Raw genomic sequence first — 22,938 nt, 5'->3', positions numbered from 1 at the left:
GCAGAAACTGTTTCAGGCAAATGAAACCTATATGCAAACGCCAATCAGTATTAAAATAACTTGATATGAAACCAGTAAACCTATTGTGTATGTCAGCACTTATTCTGGCAACCGCCTCCTGTGGCGGAGGCAAGGCAACAACGGAAGCGACACCAGTCAAAGATTCCCTGCTCATCGGACGCTCGGACATCAAGACTGAAGGCAAACGCCTGACACCGGAAGCCCTCTGGGCCATGGGACGAATAGGCGGCGTGACCGTGTCGCCCGATGCTGCCAGGGTGGCCTACACCGTAAGCTATTACAGCGTGCAACAGAACAAGAGCAACACGGAAATCTTCGTGATGAACGCCGACGGTAGCGGCAACACGCAACTGACCCAAGACGCCTGGCAGGAAAACCAGCCCGCATGGATAAAGGAGGGCAAGAAACTTGCCTACCTGAGCAACGAGAGCGGCACAGGTCAGGTATGGGAAATGGATCCGGACGGTACAGACCGGCGCCAACTGACCGACTACGAAGGGGGCATTGAAGGCTTCGCTTTCAGTCCCGACGGCAAAAAGCTACTCTTCATCTCACAGGTAAAGACTGTGAAGACCACAGCCGAAAAATATCCCGACCTGCCCAAGGCCAGCGGTATCATCGTGGACGACCTGATGTATAAGCATTGGGATGAATGGACCACCTCGGCACCGCATCCCTTCGTGGCCGACTTCGACGGCAAGGCTATCAGCAATGTGAAGGACCTGCTGGAAGGCGAACCTTACGAAAGTCCAATGAAACCTTTCGGCGGCATCGAACAATTAGCGTGGAGCCCCGACAGCAAGAAAATAGCCTACACTTGTCGTAAGAAAACGGGATTGGCATACGCCGTATCTACCGACTCAGACATCTATCTGTATGACCTGGAGAAGGATACCACCGTCAACTTGTGCAAGGATTACCCCATGATGTACGTCCCCGGCAAGCTGCGTCCGTCTCTGTCTGGCGCATCGGACAAGGACATTCTGGCCCCCAGCAAAGAAGAGAACCGTGGCTACGACACCAACCCGCAGTTCTCGCCCGACGGACGCTACATCGCCTGGCAGAGCATGGCCCGCGACGGCTACGAGAGCGACCGCAACCGCCTCATGGTGTTTGACCTCAGCGAGGACGACCCAAACCACATCTACAAATACGATGTTAGTCTCTGTTTCGACACCAATGTAGACAGCTACATCTGGGCTTCGGACTCTGCGTTCTACCTCACTGCCACGTGGCATGGCACTACGCAAATTTACCGCCTTGGCCTCAATGACTGGAAGAAAAAGAAAGCACCCGTCAAGCTGACGGAAGGCTTGCACGACTACGGTTCCATCGCTCTCTGCGGTAACAACCTCATTGCCACGCGCCACAGCATGAGCCAAGCCGACGAAATCTACGTCGTGGCTCCAGGTACAGCTGCCAAGAACCAATCGGCCCATAGTCGACAACTGACTCACGAAAACCAACATATCTACGACCAAGTAGAGATGGGCCGTGTAGAGGAACGCTGGATAAAGACCACAGACAACAAAGACATGCTCGTATGGGTTATCTATCCGCCCCAGTTCGACCCTGAAAAGAAATATCCGACCTTGTTGTATTGCGAAGGTGGTCCACAAAGTCCCCTAAGCCAATTCTGGAGTTACCGCTGGAATTTCCAAATCATGGCAGCCAACGATTATATCATCGTCGCCCCCTGTCGCCGCGGCATGCCTGGATTCGGCACGGAATGGAACGAAGCTATCAGCGGCGACTACGGCGGCCAGTGCATGAAAGACTTGCTGACAGCCATCGACGAGGTATCGAAAGAACCTTTCGTAGACCGTGACCACTTAGGATGCGTGGGAGCCAGCTTTGGCGGCTTCTCCGTCTATTGGATGGCAGGGCATCACGATGGACGCTTCAAGGCTTTCATTGCCCACGACGGCATCTTCAACATGGAAATGCAGTATCTGGAAACCGAAGAAAAGTGGTTTGCCAACTGGGACATGGGTGGCGCTTATTGGGACAAGGACAACGAGACGGCGCAACGCACCTTCGCCAACTCCCCCCATCGCTTTGTGGACAAGTGGGACACGCCTATCCTATGCATCCACGGCGAGCGCGACTATCGAATCCTGGCCAACCAAGCCATGGCCGCCTTTGATGCAGCCAAGCTGCGCGGCATCCCGGCCGAACTGCTCATCTTCCCCGACGAGAACCACTGGGTGCTCCAGCCGCAGAACGGAGTATTGTGGCAACGCACCTTCTTCGCCTGGCTGGATCGCTGGCTGAAACCTGCCAAAGAGGGAGAGTAAGAACCTACATTCCCCAATACCCCTACCTGCACAAGGACAGGGGCACTTCCACCCGATAATTATGTTGTAAAACAACACGCCCGCAAGAACAGCGAACCGGTAAATTCGCTAACTTGCGGGCGTGTTTCACTTAAATAACCAACTACCATGATTATCGGAATACCTAAAGAGATTAAGAACAACGAGAACCGCGTAGGGATGACTCCGGCTGGCGTGGCCGAATTAACCCGTCGTGGACACCAGGTGTATGTGCAACATGAAGCCGGACAGAACAGCGGCTTCGCCGACGAGGCCTACGTGGCTGTGGGAGCCGAAATCCTGCCCACCATCGAAGAAACCTATGCACGGGCAGAGATGATTGTCAAGGTCAAGGAACCCATCGCACCGGAATACGACCTCATCCGACACAACCAGGTCGTGTTCACCTACTTCCATTTTGCCGCCGACCAAACCCTGACGGAAGCCATGCTGAAGAGCGGTGCCGTGTGCATTGCCTATGAAACAGTGGAAAAAGCCGACCATTCCCTGCCCCTGCTGATACCGATGAGCGAAGTGGCCGGACGTATGTCTGTGCAAGAGGGTGCCCGTTTTCTCGAACGACCGCAAGGAGGTAAAGGCATCCTGCTGGGTGGCGTGCCAGGTGTACGCCCAGCCCGGGTACTCATTCTGGGTGGAGGCACCGTGGGAACCAATGCAGCCTGGATGGCCGCCGGACTGGGAGCCGAGGTTACCATCACGGACATCAATCTGGACCGCCTGCGCTACCTGAGCGAAATCATGCCGAAGAACGTCAAAACACTCTACTCATCGGCTCACAACATACGTACTGAGTTACCAACAACCGACTTAGTTATTGGTTCCGTGCTTATCCCCGGCGACAAGGCACCCCACCTCATCACCCACGACATGCTCCCACTGATGAAACCCGGCAGCGTACTGGTGGACGTAGCCATCGACCAAGGCGGCTGCTTCGAGACTTCACACCCTACCACACACAGCGACCCAGTCTATATGCTGGAAGGTATCATACACTACGCCGTAGCCAACATCCCTGGTGCCGTGCCCTACACCTCGACACTGGCTCTGACCAACGCGACCCTGCCCTACACCATCTCTCTGGCCTGCAAAGGCTGGAAACAAGCTTGCCAGGACGATCCGGCACTGGCTTTGGGAGTGAACATTGCAGACGGGAAGGTGACTTACAAGGCTGTAGCCGACGTATTCAACCTGCCTTACACACCGCTCTTCTGAGTACGACTGCCTAAACAAACAAAAAACGGATGGAGCATACAGATATCTTCTCATACTCCATCCGTTACATAAGTATTAGGTTCCTGTTACCTCAAGGCAGACAATCTTTCCTCATACTCACCGGTCAATTCTTTCATCACCTCAGCTACGGTCTGAATACCTTTCCCTTTCAGAAGCGAGGCAACCTGACCAATCTCCAACTCTCCCTCCTCCAGATCTCCTTCGAAAATGCCACGCTTGGCACGTCCTTTGCCCAAAAGTGTCCGCAGTTCATCCACCGAAGCCCCGGCATCTTCTGCTTGGCTCACCTCATCAAGGAACTTGCCTTTCACCAAACGAGTCGGTGACAGTTTTTTCAGCAAGAGACGCGTATCTCCCTCATTCAGATTCAAGCAATAGTCCTTAAATACCTCGCTGGCCGAACTCTCGGCTGTCAAAGCGAAGCGAGTACCAATCTGCACTCCTTCCGCGCCCAATGCTTCCACAGCCAGCATAGCAGCTCCTGTAGCAATTCCTCCCGCCGCTATCAAAGGAAGTTCTGTGGCCCGACGCACGGCAGGTATGAGACAGAGCGTAGTGGTTTCTTCGCGTCCGTTATGTCCTCCTGCTTCGAAACCTTCGGCCACTATGGCATCCACCCCCGCTTCTTCAGCCTTTCGCGCGAACACCGAAGAAGAGACAACGTGCACCACCGTAATGCCCCGTTCATGCAGCCACCCCGTCCATTTTCGAGGACTCCCTGCAGAAGTAAACACAATCCTGACTCCTTCATCTGCCACCAACTGCATAACTTCATCAATCTGTGGATACATCAAAGGCAGATTTACACCAAAAGGCCTTGAAGTAGCCTCCCTGCATTTCCTGATATGTTCGCGCAAGGTGTCGGGATGCATGGAACCTGCGCCCAACAAGCCCAAGCCTCCAGCATTGCTTACAGCCGAAGCAAGCCGCCAGCCACTGCACCACACCATGCCTCCCTGGATAATCGGATAAGTGATTCCGAAAAGAGATGTAATTCTATTCATAATTGTCAATGCTACTGATTTCTTCTTATTAACACTCTGTCCCTGCCAATGGTTTACTCTTTGCGTGGCTTTTCTTTATAATGCACCGTAATAGAATCCCCATACATCTTCAGCGCCTTCAATGTTTGGGCTCTCCGCTTTTTGATTTTGGGGTTCCAGAATTCTTTAGTAAAGATTTGCATAAAATCCATACCGGTAGGGGCAGGCATCCCTGCCGATTTCATCTGGATGCCGCGCAACAGATTATCCACCCTCACCGAAGGCCGGCGCGGTCTGCGCAAGCTGTCACCCGGTGTACCCGTAGCAGTATCTACCTCACTTTGATATACTGACTGGTCGTTTAAGTTCAACAGAGGCATCCTCCTTTTCAAGACAGTCCGTCCATAGACATCGGCAGGCAATGTCGTATTGGGTTCCAGCCAAGGCTTATCCTCAGAAGAATGCTGTACTCCACCGAAACTCTTCTCCAATTCCCTCAAGGCTTCCTGATTCAGGCGGATTTCCCCTTCCTTCTTCAACATCTGTTGAAGGCGTAAAGAGTCTTCTGGTGTCCAGTTCTGGGCTAAAAGAGGACAAAACGCCCCACCCAGCAACCCTATCAAACAGAGTAACTGCTTCATCTACAAACCTGTTAGAAACGAATAATCAGTGTTTACCACCACATATAGGGGCTGCCACACAGAGGCTCATTCCAGCAAGGATCAATGGTCCACATGGTCCGGGGATATTTGCGATTCTCCCACCAATGCCGATAACGTGCCACTGCATCCTGCACCTCCTCATCCGAAAGGAAATAGATTCCCTCATAATTCTCAGCTCCGACATGCACCATCTTACAGCCCATAGAAGCTATATGCCCCAGACGTATGGTCTCTATCGTCCACAACAAACACTCGCCCAAGCGCAACTTTCCTCCAGCCGAATAAGATACCGGTGCCAATGGGAAAGAAGGAATAACAGAAAGGTCGTCGGCATATTCCAGCAATCGCCCAATGTCTTCCACTTCGAACTTGGGCATGGGACTTTCACCATCCGCGCTCTGTACCTTAAAATCTCCGTGTTTCAACTGTTTGACGAAGACCTCCACATCGGGATGGTTGTAGTCGAGCTCCTCCTCCGAACAAGAAGTCAGCAATGTATTTGAAAGCGTTATAAAGGCAAGGCTCCACAATATTATATATATCTGCTTGAGAACAATCTTCTTTTTCATAATAATCTATTCCTTAATAAGTCATGCGTAAACCACATAATAAATTGACATTCAGGGCGCGCTCCGTACGCAGGGTACGGGTAGAAGCATCCGAATCGAAATGATGCGAGACAGAAGGCTCGGCAAATAAAGCCAAACGGTCGCTCAACTTGTAGCTGACCCCTAAACCGGCCAGCAAAGAACCCTGCACAGGCTCTGCAGCAAAACTATTGTCGGGAGCACCTGACACACATTTCTCTACCATTCCACCCAACTGAGCATAAAAATCGACCTTCGAGCTTTGAGCTAACAGAATATTCAACTTAACGGGAATGCCCAGTGTATGCAAAGTTTCTTCTCCATGCCCGGCCAGACGGTTGTATTGCACGCCAGCCTCCAAAGCCAGGCGCTTAGTCAGACGTCGTTCTACAGAGAGGTCAGCGGTAAGGGGAGCACAGAAATCGCCTTGAGGCAAGGAAGTACCCAACGACGCTTTCAAAGCCCAATTGCGCGATTTCAACAAAGCGCCGCAATCTTCCATCGATGTCGTCGGGGCAGCTTCCTGCTGCATTCCATCCTCCTCCGTCCACGAAGAATGCCCATCGGTAAAGCTGCGGTCACCGGCAGCATGATAGTGTCTTTGTCTGTTAGGCTGACGCGAGCCATATTGCCTTTGAGTAATGGTGATGGATACATGAACTGACATGGGTTCCCCGCCGGAAGCAGCTGCCGTTTCCTCCACCTGGCCGGGCACACTGCCTTTGCCCTTTGCACGAGGAGCTTTTCCGGCAGACAACCGGGGCGAGATTTCCGCCAGCACAGGACTTGCCCCCGTGTCGGGATACCGTCCGTCTGCCTCGACCAGCGACCGGGAAGGAGGCAAAACCTCCTGTTTCGTCTCAGAAGGCCACCACCGCCACGCAGCCGCCCCCAGAAGCAGCAATACCGATGCCGCCGCCATCCAGCGCTTCAAGGGAAACGCCTTATACTTCCGTGTCGGCTTATTGACCGCCGACGGAACCGACGAAACATGCAAGTCATGCTCCAATGCTTCCCAAAAGCCATTGCGCACATCCATTTCTGCATGCTCCAAGCGGGTACGAAACAATTGTGTCAGGTCATTTTTTTCTCTCATGGGCCATATATTCTTTAATGCGTTTTGCCAACAAATTCTTAGCGCGATGCAATTGAGAAGTAGAAGAATGTTCTTTGATATGGAGCAGAGAGGCAATCTCCTTATGAGATTTCTCTTCGAATACATACAGGTTGAATACCGTACGACAACCATCAGGAAGCCCGGCCACAAAAGCCATCAGTTCTTCTTCCGACAATCTGCTGCCAGCTTCTGCCACCTCCACCTCGTCGGGAATATCGGGCAACTGCTCTTCGCACACCACCAGACGGGAAAAACGCTCCTGCCTGCGCAAATAGTCGAGAGCCTGTGACACCATTACCCGGTTTATCCACATCCTCAACGGACACTCGCCCCGATAAGTGAAGTGAGTAAAGATCTTGATGAATCCATCATGCAACACATCGTGTGCGGCATCCATATCGCCCGTATAACGGTAGCAAACCGCCAGCATTTCACGTGCATAGAGGGTATATAGTTCCTTTCGAGCAGAATCCTCTCCCGCCCGGCAACCTTCAACCAACTCTATTTCACTGTCCAATACCAAAGTTCCTTTTCAAACGCCTCATTGCGTCGTTTTTATCTATATGACGCAGCACAAGAGAAAATGCTGCGGAATAAATTCTAAAAAGAAGTTAAGAATCTGCCGTGGCATAGGAAATTCTGTTCCGTCCACTTTCTGTTATTGCCCATCACGTAACTTACGATGCTGCTTAAGGGCAACAAAAAAACACGTCAGAAACAAAGCCAAACAGAAGCCCAACAGATTCTTTCAAATGCTGCTGTAAATTAAACTTTCCCATGAACTTCCTGCCAGTTATTCCTTCTTTGAAACCCTGCTGACTGACAAGAGGTTAGTTCCTGTCTATAATCAGTCTGTTTCTTATACCTTAGAAGTCCGTTTCTTACACCTTAGGAAGTTGCTTCTTATACCTTGAAACCAGTGATCAGGAAAAGCAGTTGGCATAACCAACCCGCTATCCCCCCGCACGATTAGAGAAAGTTCAAGTTATTCAGCAGTTCATCTGCATTCACAAAAAACACAGAGACACGCCGGCACGGTGTTTCCTCCATGCAATCGGAACCCATGTACCTTCGCGTATTTCTGTGTCTGTTCTAAAAAAGTCAGCCTTCTATACAAGCCTCAACATGCCTTGAAACTCATATCTAAACCCTTGACGGAATGAGTCAAAGCCCCTACCGAAATGAAATCTACGCCACACTCGGCATAGTCGCGGAGAGTATCGAAAGTAATACCGCCGGATGATTCGGTCTCATAACGTCCACCCACCATTTCCACAGCCTTCCGTGTCAGCTCGGGTGTGAAGTTATCAAACATAATGCGGTCTATTCCTCCTATGTTGAGCACTTGCTGAAGTTCGTCAAGATTACGCACCTCTATTTCAATCTTCAGATTCTTGCCTTTTTCTTTGCAATATTCTTTAGCACGTGTAATCGCTTTATCAATGCCTCCGGCAAAGTCCACATGATTATCCTTCAGCAGAATCATATCAAAAAGACCGATACGGTGGTTCACTCCCCCACCAATCTTCACTGCCATCTTTTCGAGGATACGCATGCCGGGAGTAGTCTTTCGGGTGTCGAGCACACGGGTATGAGTACCCTTCAGCTGTTCGGCATACTTGTGAGTCATCGTAGCAATGCCACTCATCCGTTGGAGGATGTTCAGCATCAGACGTTCCGTCTGAAGCAGCGACTGTACCTTTCCTTCCACCACCATAGGAACGTCTCCCGGCTTCACCTCCGCACCATCGTTGATGAAGACCTCTACCTTCAGCGTGGGATCAAAGCGCCGGAAAACTTCTTTGGCCACTTCAATGCCAGCCAAGATACCCGCTTCCTTAATAAGCAGTTTCGACTTTCCCATAGCTGTAGACGGAATACACGAAAGAGTGGTATGGTCGCCATCGCCTATATCTTCTGCAAATGACAGATCTATCAGCCTGTCAATCAATTCTTGTTCTTTAGTCATTGTTCTGTCTTATCTATTCTTATTTGATGAATGTAATACTTGTTCTGCACGCGCCGAAAGAAACAGTTCACCCGGTAGTTTCCTGTCACTGTCTTCAACGTTCCCACAATAAAGCTCGACTCTCCGCGCTTGCCTTGGTGGTTTACATCGAATCCTTTCACCTGCTTACCTTCGAAGAAAGAAGCCAGCGTTCCCTGTGCCAGAGCCTTGTCTGCACTGGTTGTCTCATTCTGAATGATTAAGTCTACTTTTTCACCCAGATACCTGTCCAGCTCTTGGGGATTGCCTTTTTTAAAGGCTACAATTACGCCCACGGGCACGTCTTGAGCCAAAGCCAAAGCCAGCCACACAAAGAGACCGGTCAAAAACAAAAGTATCCGCTTTCTCATGTCTCTAAGCTTTAATGATAGGCAAAGGTACACAATTCCTGCAAAAAACAAGATAAAACGGACAGAAAATGAATCTCACAATACACTAAAGGCAGAAAAAGCTTTCCTATAGCCCAGAAAAAACGGACAATCTGAACAATCTGCGCACAAGCCAAAGTTTTTCTTCGGGCAAGAAGATGGTTTCCCCAACTTTTTTCGTTACCTTTGTAGCAATGACGTACAACATTCAACATATCCCCGACATGCAGCGTTTCAGTCTTGTGCTTGATGGTGAAACCGCTTACCTATCCTATCGCCTCACACCCGATAGCGCACTTGACATCCGCCATACCCTTGTCCCCCCACCCCTCGAAGGAAAAGGGATAGCCTCAGCTTTGGTAAAAGCAGCTTATGACTATGCTCTCGCCCAAGGGCTCACCCCCATGGCCACTTGTTCCTATGCCGTACGGTGGCTTCAACGGCATCCGGAATACCAAGGCGTCATAGGCCCCGACTATAAGGAAGAAGGAACCTGTTCCCTATAAAACAAGGAGTTAAGCCCATAGCCGGAAAGCGGGATACCGATATACTATCCCCCTCACACTTCCAACTATCAGCCTAACTCCTTAGCTTCGGAAAGGTTATTCCTGTCAGAAATCCTCTCCCAAAAATCTTAAGCGGGAACGCAAGCGGATGATTTCACGCTGCATCTCGCCTATCCTTTCCAGCAAATGATGAATGGCATCAATGCCCTCCATATTGATGGAGAGGTCGTAATACATACGGCTGTAACGCTCCACATCCGGTAATTGCGAGAAAAGCAGGCAACGCTCCCCTCCTTCCGTCTGAATATCTATCAGACCTCCCTCTTGCAACAGGTCGATAAACGAGGGTTCTATGTGGCATTTGTCACAATAATCACTGATTATAATCAAATCGTCTTGCATAGCATACCATTTTTATCAGTTCATACTTCTCATTTGCTGCAACAAATCTTTCTGCTGGTCTGTCAGGTGTTCGGGCAGATGCACCTGGCAGGTCACAATCAAATCGCCAGCCAGACCTTCCTGCTTATATACAGGGAAGCCCTTCCCCTTCAGACGTACCTTGGTGCCAGGTTGCGTACCGGGTTTTACCTTCAGCTTCACCTGACCATCCAACGTGTTGACCAACTGTTCTCCACCTAATAAGGCTGTATAGAGGTCAATACTTACCTCCTCGTACAAATCATCCCCCAGACGCCTGAAAACCGGATCGTCTTCAATGACAAACGTGATATATAAATCACCGGCCGGTCCGCCGTTCACTCCTGCTGCGCCATATCCTTTCAACTTGATGACTTGCCCATTGGACACACCAGCCGGAATAGTAATACGCACTTGCTTACCGTTGACATTCAATACCTCCTTGTGTGTCTGTGCCGCATCACGCAGCGTCAAATGGAGTTCAGATTGGTAATCCTGTCCACGAAAGCCTCCCCGTGACCCGGCACTCCGTGTTCTGGCCCTATGACCAAACAGCTCTTCAAAGAAATCGGAAAATCCGTCGGCACCATGCCCCGTAAATTCCTGTCCATCCGACGAATACCAATAGGTTCCATTACCGTCAGTATGGAATCCCTGACCACCACTAAAGCCGCCGAAACCTCCAAAACCTCCCGCTTGTTGTGCTTTCTTCTGCGCTTCAAACTCATCAGCATGTTTCCAATGCTCGCCGTACTCATCGTATTTCTTACGCTTCTCGGGATCACTCAAAACTTCATTGGCTTCGTTAATGGCCTGAAACTTTTCCTTGGCCGAAGGAGCATCCGGATTCAAATCAGGATGATACTTGCGTGCCAACTTACGGAACGCTTTCTTGATGTCGTCCTGAGATGCCGTTTTGTCCACTCCAAGAACTTTGTAATAATCAATATAAGCCATAATTCATCCTTTCTTTTTATAAAAAAGAAGAGCAAATAATACACCAATCTATATACCAATCGGTTAAAATAGTTAAATCTGGCAAATCCACAAGAAGGTGTAGCCTCTCTCCACCACCAGTCTTGCTAACCGACATCAATCTGCCATACAAGTTCTTATCTCTGCCACCAATTCCTCCACATCCTGCTCGGTAGTATCAAACGAAGTCACCAAACGGATTTCGTTGGCCGCCTCATTCCAGAAATAAAAGAAATACTTCTGAAGTAAACGGTTGATAACCGGACGCGGAAGCGTAAGGAACAACTGATTACTCTCCATTTTCTGCGTGAAGCGCACACCTGGCACTTTCTGCAATTCAGCATAAAGCCGACGCGCCAATGCATTGGCATGAGAGGCATTCTTACGCCACAAGTCATCTGTCAGATAAGCGGTAAACTGACATGACAGGAAACGGAGCTTCGAAGCCAATTGTGCCGATTGCTTGCGCACAAAACGAGCCTTACTCTTCAGCGCAGGATGGAAAATCACCACACACTCTCCCATCATCAAGCCATTCTTAGTGCCGCCGAAGCTCAGAATATCCACTCCGCAATCGGTTGTCAACTCACGGAAGCTCTTCTCTAAAGCCACACAAGCATTAGCCAGACGCGCACCGTCCATGTGCAGATACATGCCACACGCATGTACGGTATCTGCCAACGCACGAATCTCTTCCGGAGTATATACCGTCCCCAATTCCGTACATTGTGAGATATACAGCACGCCCGGCTGCGAATGATGTTGCTCGCCAAAATTGCACAGGTAAGGCCGCACCAACTCCGGTGTCAGTTTACCGTCAGGTGTTTGTATGGGTCTAATCTGACAACCTGTCATACGGACAGGTGCTCCACATTCGTCCACATAAATATGGGCTGTTTCCGCACAAAGAATAGAATGATAAGACGACGTACAAAGTTGCAAAGCCACCACATTGCTGCCCGTCCCGTTGAAAACGAACAAGGGCATACAGTCGGGTGTAAACGCTTCACGTATTTTCTGGACAGCTTCTTCTGTCCAAGGGTCATCGCCGTAACCAACTGCGTGGTCGCAGTTGGCCTTTGCCAAGGCTTCCATCACCAAAGGATGAACACCGGAATTGTTGTCTGATGCAAAACTTCTCATAAATAACAATTAAAAAAATCCTCTTCCCTGCCCTCTCTTACCATAGAGAAAAACAGCTTGAGAGTATCCCGCAAAGTAACAGAAAATTCTCCAACTTGCGAAACCTGCAGATACAAAAAAACCGCAGCATCCTTAACGGACACCACGGTCTTTTTTACTTATATGTTACAAAATCAGGGAAAAACCTCCGATTACATCATGCCTCCCATACCGGGATTCATCGGCATCTCAGGCTTCTCTTCCTTCTTCTCAACGATGACACATTCTGTGGTGAGGAACATACCGGCGATAGAAGCAGCGTTCTCCAAAGCCACACGAGTTACCTTAGCGGGATCAACCACACCGGCAGCATGCAGATTCTCATAAACATCCGTACGTGCATTGTAACCGAAGTCACCCTTGCCTTCACGAACTTTCTGAACCACTACAGCGCCTTCCTTACCTGCATTCTCCACAATCTGGCGAAGCGGCTCTTCGATGGCACGTCTGATGATTTCAATACCTGTAGTCTCATCGGCATTGTCACCCTTCAGGCCTTCCAAAGCATCGAGGGCACGGATATAAGCTACGCCACCACCCGGAACAATACCTTCTTCGATAGCAGCACGCGTTGCACGCAGAGCATCGTCTACACGGTCTTTCTTCTCCTTCATTTCCACTTCAGAAGCAGCACCTACGTAGAGCACAGCCACACCACCAGACAACTTAGCCAGACGTTCCTGCAGTTTCTCGCGGTCGTAGTCAGACTTCGTGGCAGCAATCTGAGTCTTGATTTGCTCACAACGCTCCTTGATGTTTTCCTTATCGCCATTACCATTCACGATAGTTGTGTTATCCTTCGTGATAGTAACCTTTTCGGCGCTACCCAGCATTTCGATAGTAGCCTGTTCCAACTTCAGACCCTTCTCTTCGCTGATGACAACACCACCCGTCAAAACGGCGATATCTTCCAGCATCTCTTTACGACGGTCGCCGAAGCCCGGAGCCTTCACTGCACAAATCTTCAACTGACTGCGCAGGCGGTTTACAACCAATGTTGTCAAAGCTTCGCTGTCTACGTCTTCTGCAATAACCAACAGCGGACGGCCTGTCTGAACAGCAGGTTCCAAGATAGGCAAGAAATCCTTCAGGTTAGAAATCTTCTTATCATAAATCAGGATGTACGGATTTTCCATCACGCACTCCATCTTTTCCGTGTTCGTTACGAAGTAAGCCGACAGATAACCACGGTCGAACTGCATACCTTCTACCACGCCGATAGTCGTATCGGTTCCCTTAGCCTCTTCAATAGTGATAACACCATCCTTCGAAACCTTGCGCATAGCATCGGCAATCAGCTTACCAATCAACGGATCGTTATTAGCCGAAACAGTACCTACCTGCTCAATCTTATCATAATTGTCTCCTACCGTCTCGGCCTGAGACTTGATGGATTCTACCACCTTAGCGACAGCCTTATCAATACCTCTCTTGATGTCGATAGGGCTTGCACCGGCTGTAACATTCTTCAAGCCTTCAGCTACAATAGCCTGAGCCAATACGGTAGCAGTCGTCGTACCATCACCGGCATCATCACCAGTCTTGCTGGCAACCTCTTTCACGAGTTGCGCACCCGTATTCTGATATGCGTCAGCCAACTCTACTTCTTTGGCCACCGTTACACCATCTTTAGTGATGTGGGGAGCACCGAATTTCTTCTCAATGATGACATTACGTCCTTTCGGGCCCAATGTTACCTTTACAGCGTTAGCCAATGTATCGATACCCTTCTTCAATTGGTCACGGGCATCTATGTTAAACAAAATTTCTTTTGCCATGATTTCTTATTTTTTAGTTTTACAGATTAAATGTTTTTGGAAGTTGTGCTCACGCAAGTTTCCCCGCCTTCGCCTTCCTTTCTCAATTTTTTATCCTAATATAGCGAGGACATCGCTCTGGCGCATGATGAGGTATTTGGTTCCATCCAGTTCCAATTCCGTACCAGCATATTTGCCATACAGCACTTGGTCACCTACTTTCAGTACCATTTCTTCATCTTTCGTACCGTTTCCGGCTGCTACCACTTCGCCTCTCAGAGGCTTTTCTTTTGCCGTATCGGGGATAATGATTCCACCCACTGTCTTTTCTTCTGCAGGTGCAGGGAGTATCACCACTCTGTCTGCCAAAGGTTTAATGTTCATAATCATTACGTTTTTATATGTTATACAATTTATATGTTCGCTATTAATACTCATCATATTAATACACTTGTCAAACGCAAGCGCTGAATCCCTTGCCAAAAGTGTGCCAAACACAAAAACGTGACAAGACGAGGCTATATTCTGCCAAAACGACAGAAGCACATGACTTTTTGTATGCGCAGCCACATGGCTCACGGCAAAACTGTAATAAAACCGCGGAAACAGGCAGGCAAGTAATTGAAGTTTAGAATCCGGGTAGCCTGCCATACTGCGCTTGGCATGATGATATCTGGTATTACACTGTAAAACAACCACTTGCTTCTTATATATAACAAGGCAGCTCCTTATAGTTTGGAAGCCAGCTCCTTATAGCTTGGAAAAATATTCCTTATCGCTTAAGAATTGCTTCCTATGAGAGCAACATCGCCGGCCTTATAGTCCGATACTCTTTCACCAACAAATTGTTTGCCGCTTCCCCACGTAAACAGCATGATTTCAAACTCTACATGCCTATGCAGAGGAAGCACAAAACGCGGATAGGAAATATGACTGCACAAAGTCGCTCTGTCATGAATAATCTGCCACTCTAACACTAACATTTCGCATTCTTTTAGTTTGGCTGCAAATATAATAGACGATATGGCAAATATAGTGAAACGCTATTTCTTTTTTTACTCCTATCTTTGCAACATCGAATGAAAGGGAATAGACGGTAAGCTTATTAGCGGCACCTTCTCCCCCTTGTCTTGGTCCCTTTGGGAAGACGAAAGTTGAATCAGTAAAACCGCAGGCAGTTGTCGGAAATGTCAAGTCATGAGACGGAAACAGTCTAACGACTCCGCACAAAACCCATTATAATTATGTACACATACAAACAAATCGGCAACAAATATGTTGTCTCCATCCAGAACCACAAAGAAATAGTGAAAGCGCTGACTGTCTTTTGTGAAGAGAAAAATATTAAGTCGGGGGCCATTTATGGTATTGGAGCTATCGATGAACTGACTCTCAGATTCTTTCACCCTGAGACCAAAAAGTATGTAGACCAAGTTTTCCATGAACAAATGGAGATAGCCAATCTAACAGGCAACATCTCTACCTTGAACGGGAAAGTGTATTTGCACTTGCACATAACCGTAGGTCGCAGTGACTATTCCGCATTAGCCGGACACTTGCTCTCCGCAACTTTGAACGGAGCGGGAGAATTCATAGTCGAAGATTTCACAGATACCGTCGTGCGTGTCTATGATCCTTCCATAGGACTCAATTGTTACAAACTGGATGAATAAAGATGAGCATGAAGTTTTGGGTCGCAATATTATTATCAGCAGTCTTCTACGCACAAAGTTGCAGTGCTTCTCAAGTAAAAGCCCAAAAGGAAACAAAAGCAAACACCGTAGAAGAGGAATACGTGGAAATCTCATTTAATTTCCTACGCGGAGGCATCGCTTCCAGTCAGTATGCCATCTGGATAGAAGACAAAAACGGCAAACTGATACGGACAATTTACGCCACCCCTTTCACGGTTAAAGGCGGTTATGCCTATCGGAAAGAAGCCATACCGACATGGGTCAGTAAAGCCAAACCGAAAGAGATGTCAGCTGCCCAAATTGATGCCGTGACAGGAGCCACTCCACACAACGGAACATTGAACTACATTTGGGATGGCACAGATGACAAACACAGACAAGTAGCGGATGGCATCTATACCATTTATATTGAAGGCACATTGTATTGGAACAGCCGGGTAACCTGTTTGGGTAAAGTAGATTGGGGGAACCAGAAGCAGTCATCCATTCCCGTAACTACTTATTATCATGACTCTTCCCCCAAGAATAAGAACATGATAACGGAAGTAAAAATGACCTACGTGGTGGCGAAGTAAAAAGAAGAAACGCCCGTTAAATGAGCACAAAAGAAAGGGGAAATGAAAGGGTGAATACTTTAAAACAGTAAGAAGGTGTGTCAAAAGCACACCTTGCACTAAACGTGAGAATTTACATCTGCTGATTCCTTTTCCTAAAATCAGTTGGACTAACACCCTTATATTTACGGAACAATCGGTTCAAATGGCTCTCATCGGTAAATCCAAGTTCCTCTACGATTTCATTGATTCGCATATCGGTATGCAGAAGTCGGTTTTCTACCATCTTCATTTTATAATTCAAAATATATTGTTGCATGGTTTCATTGGTTTGCTTCTTAAAATATCTCCCTAAATAGTTGGAGGAAATACCAAAATGCTGACTGATGGCTTTTGCCTTAATCTTATCGGGATGATAGATATTGGATTGGATATATTGCAGAATGTTCAATGACATTTCGGTTGAGTTTTCATCCAGCTTTTCCGGCAGGAACATGGCTACATTGCGGGCAACTACGATAATGATGGTATTGATTAGCTGCGTGATGATTTCCGTACTGTACAAATGTTTGTTCGTATATTCACGTATAATGGCTTCTATCATAGGTTTCACCAGTAATTTATCTGTTATGTTCCGCAAGATACAGCCCGGCTGATGATTAGCGTGTTGAAGGATAAACTCCAAACGTTGAATATTGTCTGCGCCAAATACTGCCGAATGTATGTATATGTCATTGAATTTAATATAGACGAATTTCGTCTTGGTGTGTACGTCAAACGCATGTATATCTCCCGGCGTAATCATAAATAAGTGCCCATCATGGTAAGGGAACTTGTGATTGTTTATCCACTGAATACCCGTGCCTGTCAAGATATAAACCAACTCAAAAAAAGTATGGTCGTGTTCCTTCAATGTGGATTCGTCCAACTCACTGAATAATATTTCAAATGGCTGGTGCAGATTTTCTCTTTTCATACGAAAGCTGTTTGAACGCAAAGATACAGATAAAAAGAAAAATAATACAGGAAAATCATGCGGAATATGTATAATTTTGCCTCAGATATTAAAAGCAATGAGTATGAACGATGAATTAAAAAAATGTTTGTCCGGAGAATGGTACGATTGCCATGCCCCTATCTTTATTGAGTTTAAGAGAAAGACTCACAGGTTATTGTTGAAATATAACGCACTGCCCTACGAAAGCAGGGAAGAAAGGCGGGCTGTTCTAAAAGAAATGCTCGGAAGCATCGGCGAGAAAGTTTCCGTCGGCAATCCTTTTGTGTGTGATTATGGCTGTAATATCCATATTGGCAACAATGTCAGCATCAACACAGGATGTACATTGGTGGATTGCAATAAAATCAGCATTGGAAATAATGTTTTGATTGCCCCCAACGTACAAATCTATACAGCAACGCATCCCATAGAATTGAACGAACGTCTGACGCCCGTAGAAACGCCTGATGGAATCGAATATGTTCGGCATACCTACGCTTTACCTGTCACCATTGAGGATGGGTGTTGGATTGGTGGAGGTGTCATCATCTTGCCGGGTGTTACTATCGGCAAGGGAAGCGTAATAGGTGCAGGAAGTGTTGTAACTAAATCTATTCCTGAAAACAGTTTGGCAGTAGGAAATCCTTGTAAAGTTATTCGTAAAATCAATCTTCCCCATGAGTAAAATTAAATTAGTAGCTTTTGATTTGGACGGTACCATTGGTGATACCATCCCCTTATGCATACGGGCTTTCAAAAAAGCTGTAACACCTTATATCGGACACGAATTGTCGGATGACGATGTGATACAGACCTTCGGCTTAAACGAGCAAGGAATGATAGGGAGTATTATAGATACTCCACACAAAGAACGTGCATTAGAAGATTTCTATACAATCTATAAAAATCTGCATGAACAGATGTGTCCCCGACCATTTCCCGGAATACGGGAACTGATAACCGACTTGAAACAAAGCGGTATTATCGTGGCACTTATAACGGGGAAAGGGTCAAAGAGCTGCGACATCACTTTACAGCAATTTGATATGAACACTTTGTTTGACAAAATCCTGACCGGCAGTGCCGAGAGAAACATAAAAGCGGATTCGTTGAAATGGTTACTGCAAAGCTATCATTTATCCGCCTATGAAGTGGTATACATCGGAGATACCATTGCTGATATTATGGCATGTAAAACAATCGGAGTAGATTGTCTTTCTGCCGCATGGGGAGTATCTGAAATGGCTGCACAAGATTTAGTAAGGCATAATAAGAATGTTTTTTACGATATACCGTCCCTCCACAACTACCTTCTACCCCAATAAGTCCGACTTTCTGATAAGCCACCTGTAACAGAATATGATGAAAGAGAAAATAAACAAATTATTGGCACAAATAGATTTAGAGATTGATGAAATCGACCTCTACGGCTATGATATTATTGAAACATCTCTTTCAATGGTACATCGTTTACAGAATATTCTAATTGATTTGAAGAACCAGTTACAAACTTATGTATTTGCATCAAAAGAAGAAATATCCTTTTTCAAGAATCAAAAACCTGGAATATAGCACGTTTGGTCGCCGTCAGAAGAAACATCGTGACAAACCAGTCAAGCACGGGCAGGTTGCTTCCCTGCATCACCGTGCCGGAACGGAGCGTGGTCTCATGCCCGCAACGGATGCAGAAAGGCCATGCTCCTCACGGAAGCGGCGCAGGTTTTCCACGCAGGATTCCTCGTCCGGATAGACTTCGGAAAAATTCAAAAGAGTCAACTCTTTCAAATCCGTCTATATTATGCCAAAACATCAATAAAATAACTAATTTTACATTCGGATAGAGGCAACTCTTCCCAAGACATAAGAAAAAAGAAGCGTTATGCTCATCTTGTAGTTTGTGAATGTAGGAAATTCAGAAACCGATGCAAGAGATAGCATAGTGGTTCTCATGCATATAGCGTGAGCTACTATTGTCACATCTGCATCAAAGGTTTCCTACGACCTACAAACTAAAACGCGGCGTTGCAGTCCACGCTTCTGCATTTAATAATCCGCTCTGTTGGGCTGAGGAGCAAAACAAACAATGAATATGAGCAACGATATTCTTTTACGATTGAGAGAATTCCATCCGGCTGATGCAAATATTATTGCCGGATGGCTGAAAAACGAGTATCAAATGCGTCAATGGTGTGCCGACAGGTATTCGCGTTACCCTGTCACGGCAGATGATATTAACTCACATCATGACAAATACATAGACGGACATTCATCAATTGCTCTTACTATGGTTGATGCTGCGGAAGTCATTGGTTATATAACACTCAGAAAGCCAACCCCTGAAAATTCAGAATGGCGACTTGGATTCGTAATAGTTGATGATGAAAAGCGAGGTCTCGGTCTGGGCAAAAAGCTTGTCGGTATGGCTATTGATTATGCCCACAAAGAATTAGGCGCAACTAAAGTATCGCTTGGTGTATTTGAAAATAATCCATCTGCAATACATTGTTATGAAGCCGTGGGATTCAAGCAAGTTCAAAGAGAAAAGACAGAAAGCTACACTTGCCTCGGTGAGATTTGGAATTGCATAGAAATGGAGCTTTTCGAATCTCAGATTCAACGGTCATGCACCAAGGGCTGATTTTAGGAATTGGGGAAATAATAAAACACCCGACTTTACATTCTCGGATGTAAAATCGGGCGTTTATTTTTCAATTTGCTGATTTCCAGCGTTTATTGCGGAGAGAGAGGGATTCGAACCCCCGGTACCTCTCGGTACGGCGGTTTTCAAGACCGCTGTAATCGACCACTCTACCATCTCTCCTTTGTCTCCAAAAGAGTTGTACTCCTTAAAAGCGCTGCAAAGGTACAACTTCTTTTTAATTCTGCAAAATTATTGCTTAGTTTTTCCTGAAATAATTGTATTTTTGCACCCATGATATACCCACATAACTTTGAGCCTAAAATAGGCTTTGAACAAATCAGACTGATACTGAAGGAAAAATGCCTCAGTACACTCGGTGAAGAAAGAGTAACCGATATGGCTTTCTCTAACCAATTTCAGGAGATAGAAGAACGCTTGGAGCAGACAGAGGAGTTCGTACGTATCTTGCAAGAAGCGGACAACTTCCCGGCACAATATTTTTTTGATGTACGACCTTCGATAAAAAGAATCAGAATAGAAGGTATGTATTTAGACGAACAGGAATTGTTCGATTTACGCCGCTCCTTGGAAACTATCCGAGACATTGTACGTTTTCTTCTGAAAGAAGATGAGGAACAAGATTCGAGCAATCCTTACCCTGCTTTACGACGACTGGCAGAGGATATTCTGACCTTTCCGCAGCTTATTACACGCATCAACAATATACTTTCTCCTTATGGCAAGATAAAAGACAATGCTTCGCCCGAGTTGGCACGCATCCGACGCGAACTGAGCAGCACAATGGGAAGTATCTCAAGAACACTCAATAGCATCTTACGCAATGCCCAATCAGAAGGTGTGGTTGATAAAGATGCTACACCTGCTATGCGTGACGGAAGACTGGTAATCCCTGTTGCGCCGGCTCTAAAACGAAAAATCAAAGGAATTGTCCATGATGAATCTGCCAGCGGAAAAACCGTATTCATCGAACCCGCCGAGGTTGTGGAAGCCAATAACCGCATCCGCGAACTGGAAAGCGATGAACGAAGGGAAATCATACGTATACTCACGGTTTTCTCTGATGAGTTGAGGCCTTCTATTCCAGATATTCTCCTTTCTTATGAATTTCTGGCTGAAATAGATTTCATCCGGGCAAAAGCACTCTTTGCAGAAGAGACACACGCATTAAAGCCCGATTTGGCAGATAAACAGGTTATAGATTGGGCAACAGCCATTCATCCACTCCTGCAAATGTCATTGGCTAAACATGGAAAAAAGGTTGTTCCGTTAGACATTACACTGAACGGGCAACAGCGTATCCTCATCATTTCCGGACCTAATGCCGGGGGCAAATCAGTTTGCCTGAAAACTGTAGGCTTATTGCAATACATGCTTCAATGCGGATTGCTCATACCTGTGCATGAAAGCAGCCATGCCGGCATATTTGATAGCATCTTTATCGACATCGGCGATGAACAATCTATCGAAGACGACCTCAGTACCTACTCCTCACACTTGACCAACATGAAGATAATGATGAAGCATTGCAACGAACGGAGCTTGATATTGATAGACGAGTTTGGTGGAGGTACGGAACCACAGATTGGCGGGGCCATTGCAGAAGCTGTACTGAAACGATTCAACCAAAAAGGAGCGTTTGGCGTCATCACCACACACTATCAAAACCTGAAACATTTTGCCGAAGATCATGAGGGAGTGATAAACGGAGCCATGCTTTACGACCGACACCAAATGCAAGCTCTCTTTCAGCTACAGATAGGAAACCCCGGAAGTTCTTTTGCCGTTGAGATTGCACGCAAGATAGGATTGCCCGAAGAGGTTATTGCCGATGCCTCACAAATAGTGGGCAGCGAATACATTAATGCAGACAAATATCTGCAAGACATCGTACGCGACAAGCGATACTGGGAAAACAAGAGGCAATCTATCCGCCAACGCGAAAAACAAATGGAAGAAACCATTGCCCGCTATCAAAAGGAAATGGAGGACTTGCAAGCATCGCGCAAGGAAATCATACGAAAGGCTAAAGAAGAAGCCGATCATCTGCTGCAAGAGGCCAACGCGCGTATCGAGAATACTATACGTAGCATCAAAGAAGCACAAGCAGAAAAAGAAAGAACCCGTCAGGCACGCCAGGAATTAACAGACTTCCGCCAATCCATCGAAGAAACAGGTAACCGTGAGGAAGAAGAAAGAATAGCCCGCAAGATGGAAAAACTGCGCGAAAAACAAAATCGCAAGAAGTCGAAGAAAAGTCCTGTTCTTTCCGAAGCAGAGGTAGCGCAAAGGAAAGCACAAGAAGAGGCTAAACGGCGTGCAGGCATCGTACCAGGAAGCGTCGTCAAAATGAAAGGACAAACGGTAGCAGGAGAAGTGTTGGAAATAAACGGGAAAAACGTTACCGTAGCATTCGGGAATTTGAAAACCACCGTGCATATCGACCGTCTGGAACCGACCAATGCCTTGCCCAAACAAAATGAGCTATCTACTAAAAGCACCTTTATCAGCACGCAAACGCAAGACAGCATGCATGAAAAGAAATTGCACTTCAAACAAGACATCGATGTGCGTGGAATGAGAGGGGATGAGGCTCTTCAAGCCGTCACTTACTTTATCGACGATGCCATCTTGGTGGGAGTACCTCGCGTACGCATCCTGCACGGCACCGGCACTGGCATCTTGCGTACACTTATCCGCCAATACCTACAGACAGTACCTGGCGTACGCAACTTTGCCGACGAACATGTGCAATTCGGAGGAGCAGGTATCACCGTGGTAAACTTACAATAGGAAACTGGAAATAATATGTCAAGAACAGCCCATACATTTTACAGTTCTTCCCCATCAGCCACAAAAGTTATACCTGGATGATTACC

At 47.0% G+C, this 22,938-nt stretch carries 22 protein-coding genes, 1 tRNA gene and 3 pseudogenes; 10 read left to right on the top strand and 16 right to left on the bottom strand.

What is annotated here, in order from left to right; genetic code table 11:
- Nucleotides 1-89: 89 nt before the first annotated feature.
- Together B5F34_RS09095 and ald are read left to right on the top strand one after the other, a co-directional pair.
- Nucleotides 90-2,318, top strand: coding sequence for a S9 family peptidase (locus B5F34_RS09095; RefSeq protein WP_087337675.1), 2,229 nt, complete (start codon nucleotides 90-92; stop codon nucleotides 2,316-2,318).
- 147 nt (nucleotides 2,319-2,465) lie between these two features.
- Nucleotides 2,466-3,569 (top strand): alanine dehydrogenase, encoded by a 1,104-nt coding sequence (gene ald / locus B5F34_RS09090; RefSeq protein WP_087337672.1) that lies wholly within the window; start codon nucleotides 2,466-2,468, stop codon nucleotides 3,567-3,569.
- A gap of 86 nt (nucleotides 3,570-3,655) precedes the next feature.
- On the opposite strand, the gene B5F34_RS09085 is transcribed toward ald, so the two are convergent.
- The 7 genes from B5F34_RS09085 to B5F34_RS09055 all read right to left on the bottom strand — a co-directional run bounded on the left by B5F34_RS09085 (nucleotide 3,656) and on the right by B5F34_RS09055 (nucleotide 9,297).
- Nucleotides 3,656-4,594 carry a nitronate monooxygenase gene (locus B5F34_RS09085; protein WP_087337669.1) on the bottom strand — a complete coding sequence of 313 codons (939 nt, stop codon included), beginning with the start codon at nucleotides 4,592-4,594 and terminating at the stop codon, nucleotides 3,656-3,658.
- A 53-nt stretch (nucleotides 4,595-4,647) separates the two neighbouring features.
- Nucleotides 4,648-5,214 carry a DUF4858 domain-containing protein gene (locus B5F34_RS09080; protein WP_087337666.1) on the bottom strand — a complete coding sequence of 189 codons (567 nt, stop codon included), beginning with the start codon at nucleotides 5,212-5,214 and terminating at the stop codon, nucleotides 4,648-4,650.
- Nucleotides 5,215-5,246: 32 nt separating this feature from the next.
- Nucleotides 5,247-5,804, bottom strand: coding sequence for a DUF4943 family protein (locus tag B5F34_RS09075; protein WP_087337662.1), 558 nt, complete (start codon nucleotides 5,802-5,804; stop codon nucleotides 5,247-5,249).
- Nucleotides 5,805-5,817: 13 nt separating this feature from the next.
- Complete coding sequence (locus B5F34_RS09070) at nucleotides 5,818-6,918, bottom strand: hypothetical protein (RefSeq protein ID WP_087337659.1); 1,101 nt, start codon at nucleotides 6,916-6,918, stop codon at nucleotides 5,818-5,820.
- Complete coding sequence (locus tag B5F34_RS09065; RefSeq protein WP_087337825.1) at nucleotides 6,902-7,456, bottom strand: sigma-70 family RNA polymerase sigma factor; 555 nt, start codon at nucleotides 7,454-7,456, stop codon at nucleotides 6,902-6,904. The genes B5F34_RS09070 and B5F34_RS09065 overlap by 17 nt, the downstream gene beginning before the upstream one ends.
- A 603-nt stretch (nucleotides 7,457-8,059) precedes the next feature.
- Complete coding sequence (nadC, locus tag B5F34_RS09060) at nucleotides 8,060-8,908, bottom strand: carboxylating nicotinate-nucleotide diphosphorylase (protein ID WP_087337656.1); 849 nt, start codon at nucleotides 8,906-8,908, stop codon at nucleotides 8,060-8,062.
- Nucleotides 8,905-9,297: a DUF4783 domain-containing protein gene (locus B5F34_RS09055; protein WP_087337653.1), complete on the bottom strand. Its 393-nt coding sequence runs from the start codon at nucleotides 9,295-9,297 to the stop codon at nucleotides 8,905-8,907. Before B5F34_RS09055 ends, nadC begins: the two co-directional genes overlap by 4 nt.
- 212 nt (nucleotides 9,298-9,509) lie before the next feature.
- Between B5F34_RS09055 and B5F34_RS09050 the strand changes: the two genes are divergently transcribed.
- Nucleotides 9,510-9,821 (top strand): GNAT family N-acetyltransferase, encoded by a 312-nt coding sequence (locus tag B5F34_RS09050; RefSeq protein ID WP_087337821.1) that lies wholly within the window; start codon nucleotides 9,510-9,512, stop codon nucleotides 9,819-9,821.
- Nucleotides 9,822-9,926: 105 nt separating this feature from the next.
- Here the strand turns inward: B5F34_RS09050 and B5F34_RS09045 are convergent, their stop codons facing one another.
- The 6 genes and pseudogenes from B5F34_RS09045 to B5F34_RS09020 form a co-directional block, all read right to left on the bottom strand.
- Nucleotides 9,927-10,223, bottom strand: coding sequence for a chaperone modulator CbpM (locus B5F34_RS09045; RefSeq protein WP_087337650.1), 297 nt, complete (start codon nucleotides 10,221-10,223; stop codon nucleotides 9,927-9,929).
- A 15-nt stretch (nucleotides 10,224-10,238) separates the two neighbouring features.
- Entirely contained in the window at nucleotides 10,239-11,198 is a 960-nt protein-coding gene (locus B5F34_RS09040; RefSeq protein WP_087337647.1) for a J domain-containing protein, read from the bottom strand.
- A 135-nt stretch (nucleotides 11,199-11,333) separates the two neighbouring features.
- Nucleotides 11,334-12,359, bottom strand: a complete 1,026-nt coding sequence (locus B5F34_RS09035; protein ID WP_087337644.1) for a low specificity L-threonine aldolase — start codon at nucleotides 12,357-12,359, stop codon at nucleotides 11,334-11,336.
- 191 nt (nucleotides 12,360-12,550) lie between these two features.
- On the bottom strand, nucleotides 12,551-14,176 hold the full coding sequence (gene groL, locus B5F34_RS09030) for a chaperonin GroEL (RefSeq protein WP_087337641.1): 1,626 nt from the start codon (nucleotides 14,174-14,176) through the stop codon (nucleotides 12,551-12,553).
- A 90-nt stretch (nucleotides 14,177-14,266) separates the two neighbouring features.
- Entirely contained in the window at nucleotides 14,267-14,539 is a 273-nt protein-coding gene (locus B5F34_RS09025) for a co-chaperone GroES (protein WP_087337818.1), read from the bottom strand.
- 401 nt (nucleotides 14,540-14,940) lie between these two features.
- Nucleotides 14,941-15,138, bottom strand: a pseudogene (locus tag B5F34_RS09020) (AraC family ligand binding domain-containing protein); the annotation flags it as partial.
- 261 nt (nucleotides 15,139-15,399) lie between these two features.
- Here B5F34_RS09020 and B5F34_RS09015 point away from each other — a divergent pair.
- On the top strand, nucleotides 15,400-15,828 hold the full coding sequence (locus B5F34_RS09015) for a PPC domain-containing DNA-binding protein (RefSeq protein WP_087337638.1): 429 nt from the start codon (nucleotides 15,400-15,402) through the stop codon (nucleotides 15,826-15,828).
- 8 nt (nucleotides 15,829-15,836) lie between these two features.
- The gene (locus tag B5F34_RS09010) at nucleotides 15,837-16,424 is read left to right on the top strand and encodes a DUF2271 domain-containing protein (RefSeq protein WP_204245591.1); all 588 of its coding nucleotides are present in this window, start codon (nucleotides 15,837-15,839) and stop codon (nucleotides 16,422-16,424) included.
- A gap of 112 nt (nucleotides 16,425-16,536) precedes the next feature.
- Here B5F34_RS09010 and B5F34_RS09005 read toward each other — a convergent pair whose 3' ends face one another.
- On the bottom strand, nucleotides 16,537-17,379 hold the full coding sequence (locus tag B5F34_RS09005; RefSeq protein WP_087337635.1) for an AraC family transcriptional regulator: 843 nt from the start codon (nucleotides 17,377-17,379) through the stop codon (nucleotides 16,537-16,539).
- A gap of 103 nt (nucleotides 17,380-17,482) precedes the next feature.
- Between B5F34_RS09005 and B5F34_RS09000 the strand changes: the two genes are divergently transcribed.
- The 3 genes and pseudogenes from B5F34_RS09000 to B5F34_RS08990 all read left to right on the top strand — a co-directional run.
- The gene (locus tag B5F34_RS09000; RefSeq protein WP_087337812.1) at nucleotides 17,483-18,085 is read left to right on the top strand and encodes a sugar O-acetyltransferase; all 603 of its coding nucleotides are present in this window, start codon (nucleotides 17,483-17,485) and stop codon (nucleotides 18,083-18,085) included.
- Nucleotides 18,078-18,725: an HAD hydrolase-like protein gene (locus B5F34_RS08995; RefSeq protein ID WP_087337632.1), complete on the top strand. Its 648-nt coding sequence runs from the start codon at nucleotides 18,078-18,080 to the stop codon at nucleotides 18,723-18,725. The genes B5F34_RS09000 and B5F34_RS08995 overlap by 8 nt, the downstream gene beginning before the upstream one ends.
- Before the next feature lie 37 nt (nucleotides 18,726-18,762).
- Nucleotides 18,763-18,969 (top strand): annotated as a pseudogene (locus B5F34_RS08990) (hypothetical protein); the annotation flags it as partial.
- Here the strand turns inward: B5F34_RS08990 and B5F34_RS17340 are convergent.
- Nucleotides 18,968-19,176: pseudogene (locus tag B5F34_RS17340) on the bottom strand (IS1595 family transposase); the annotation flags it as partial. The pseudogenes B5F34_RS08990 and B5F34_RS17340 overlap by 2 nt on opposite strands.
- 313 nt (nucleotides 19,177-19,489) lie before the next feature.
- Between B5F34_RS17340 and B5F34_RS08985 the strand changes: the two are divergent.
- On the top strand, nucleotides 19,490-20,038 hold the full coding sequence (locus tag B5F34_RS08985; protein WP_087337809.1) for a GNAT family protein: 549 nt from the start codon (nucleotides 19,490-19,492) through the stop codon (nucleotides 20,036-20,038).
- A gap of 98 nt (nucleotides 20,039-20,136) precedes the next feature.
- Here B5F34_RS08985 and B5F34_RS08980 read toward each other — a convergent pair.
- Nucleotides 20,137-20,221 (bottom strand) — tRNA-Ser (locus B5F34_RS08980).
- A gap of 111 nt (nucleotides 20,222-20,332) precedes the next feature.
- Between B5F34_RS08980 and B5F34_RS08975 the strand changes: the two genes are divergently transcribed.
- Nucleotides 20,333-22,852: a Smr/MutS family protein gene (locus B5F34_RS08975; RefSeq protein WP_087337629.1), complete on the top strand. Its 2,520-nt coding sequence runs from the start codon at nucleotides 20,333-20,335 to the stop codon at nucleotides 22,850-22,852.
- Nucleotides 22,853-22,938 lie beyond the last annotated feature (86 nt).

This window comes from Mediterranea sp. An20 (assembly GCF_002160055.1).
Classification (GTDB): domain Bacteria; phylum Bacteroidota; class Bacteroidia; order Bacteroidales; family Bacteroidaceae; genus Bacteroides; species Bacteroides avicola.
This window is presented reverse-complemented; position numbering and strand designations above follow the sequence as displayed.

Coding starts and splice junctions, on each gene's coding strand:
- B5F34_RS09045 (WP_087337650.1), bottom strand. CDS start 10,223: ATGCAAGACGATTTGATTATAATCAGTGATTATTGTGACAAATGCCAC.
- B5F34_RS08975 (WP_087337629.1), top strand. CDS start 20,333: ATGATATACCCACATAACTTTGAGCCTAAAATAGGCTTTGAACAAATC.
- B5F34_RS09025 (WP_087337818.1), bottom strand. CDS start 14,539: ATGAACATTAAACCTTTGGCAGACAGAGTGGTGATACTCCCTGCACCT.
- B5F34_RS09055 (WP_087337653.1), bottom strand. CDS start 9,297: ATGAGAAAGCGGATACTTTTGTTTTTGACCGGTCTCTTTGTGTGGCTG.
- ald (WP_087337672.1), top strand. CDS start 2,466: ATGATTATCGGAATACCTAAAGAGATTAAGAACAACGAGAACCGCGTA.
- B5F34_RS09095 (WP_087337675.1), top strand. CDS start 90: ATGTCAGCACTTATTCTGGCAACCGCCTCCTGTGGCGGAGGCAAGGCA.
- nadC (WP_087337656.1), bottom strand. CDS start 8,908: ATGACTAAAGAACAAGAATTGATTGACAGGCTGATAGATCTGTCATTT.
- B5F34_RS09035 (WP_087337644.1), bottom strand. CDS start 12,359: ATGAGAAGTTTTGCATCAGACAACAATTCCGGTGTTCATCCTTTGGTG.
- B5F34_RS09080 (WP_087337666.1), bottom strand. CDS start 5,214: ATGAAGCAGTTACTCTGTTTGATAGGGTTGCTGGGTGGGGCGTTTTGT.
- B5F34_RS09000 (WP_087337812.1), top strand. CDS start 17,483: ATGAACGATGAATTAAAAAAATGTTTGTCCGGAGAATGGTACGATTGC.
- B5F34_RS09040 (WP_087337647.1), bottom strand. CDS start 11,198: ATGGCTTATATTGATTATTACAAAGTTCTTGGAGTGGACAAAACGGCA.
- B5F34_RS09010 (WP_204245591.1), top strand. CDS start 15,837: ATGAAGTTTTGGGTCGCAATATTATTATCAGCAGTCTTCTACGCACAA.
- B5F34_RS09015 (WP_087337638.1), top strand. CDS start 15,400: ATGTACACATACAAACAAATCGGCAACAAATATGTTGTCTCCATCCAG.
- groL (WP_087337641.1), bottom strand. CDS start 14,176: ATGGCAAAAGAAATTTTGTTTAACATAGATGCCCGTGACCAATTGAAG.
- B5F34_RS09050 (WP_087337821.1), top strand. CDS start 9,510: ATGACGTACAACATTCAACATATCCCCGACATGCAGCGTTTCAGTCTT.
- B5F34_RS09075 (WP_087337662.1), bottom strand. CDS start 5,804: ATGAAAAAGAAGATTGTTCTCAAGCAGATATATATAATATTGTGGAGC.
- B5F34_RS08985 (WP_087337809.1), top strand. CDS start 19,490: ATGAGCAACGATATTCTTTTACGATTGAGAGAATTCCATCCGGCTGAT.
- B5F34_RS09005 (WP_087337635.1), bottom strand. CDS start 17,379: ATGAAAAGAGAAAATCTGCACCAGCCATTTGAAATATTATTCAGTGAG.
- B5F34_RS09070 (WP_087337659.1), bottom strand. CDS start 6,918: ATGAGAGAAAAAAATGACCTGACACAATTGTTTCGTACCCGCTTGGAG.
- B5F34_RS09085 (WP_087337669.1), bottom strand. CDS start 4,594: ATGAATAGAATTACATCTCTTTTCGGAATCACTTATCCGATTATCCAG.
- B5F34_RS08995 (WP_087337632.1), top strand. CDS start 18,078: ATGAGTAAAATTAAATTAGTAGCTTTTGATTTGGACGGTACCATTGGT.